This is a genomic window from Pseudomonas sp. RL (assembly GCF_000647775.1).
Taxonomy (GTDB): Bacteria; Pseudomonadota; Gammaproteobacteria; order Pseudomonadales; family Pseudomonadaceae; genus Serpens; species Serpens flexibilis.
Genome location: NZ_JBOY01000194.1, coordinates 1 through 572, shown reverse-complemented (window position 1 = coordinate 572; position 572 = coordinate 1). Strand labels below are relative to the sequence as shown.

Below are 572 nucleotides of genomic sequence, written 5' to 3'. Positions count from 1 at the left end.
CGGGCTCATCGAGGGTCAGCCAGGCGCCACTCTGCACGCGGGTCGCCGGCGCGGCGCTGCCGGCCTCCAGGCGACCCAGCGGACGCAGCGGATCCGATTCGCCCTGCAGCGCGCCGACCCAGGCGCTCAGGCCGTAGACCAGCAGGGCCAGGCCGGCCAGCTGGCTGAGCTTCTGGCGTCCCGGCTTGGGAATGAATTCCAGGGCGCCGAGCCACAGTGCGGTACCAACCGCCAGCAGGCCCCACAGCGCCAGGGACAGCGAGCCGGGCAGCACACGCTCCAGCAGCCAGATCGAGACCGCCAGCAGCATCACGCCGAAGGCGTTGCGTACGCCCACCATCCAGGGGCCGGACTTGGGCAGCAGCGTGCCACCGCCGACCCCGAACAGCACCAGCGGCGTGCCCATGCCCAGGCCCAGCGCCAGCAGCTTCAGGCCACCACCCAGCGCATCGCCGCTGCTGCTGATGTACAGCAGGGCGGCGGCCAGCGGTGCGGACACGCAGGGCGACACCAGCAGGCTGGACAGCACCCCGAGGACCGCCGCGCCGAGCAGCGAGCCGCCGCGCGCCTGG

General features: G+C 73.4%; 1 pseudogene. It reads right to left on the bottom strand.

Annotated features, from left to right (window positions below):
* A pseudogene (locus tag AS93_RS19805) lies at window positions 1-572 on the bottom strand (protein-disulfide reductase DsbD); the annotation flags it as partial.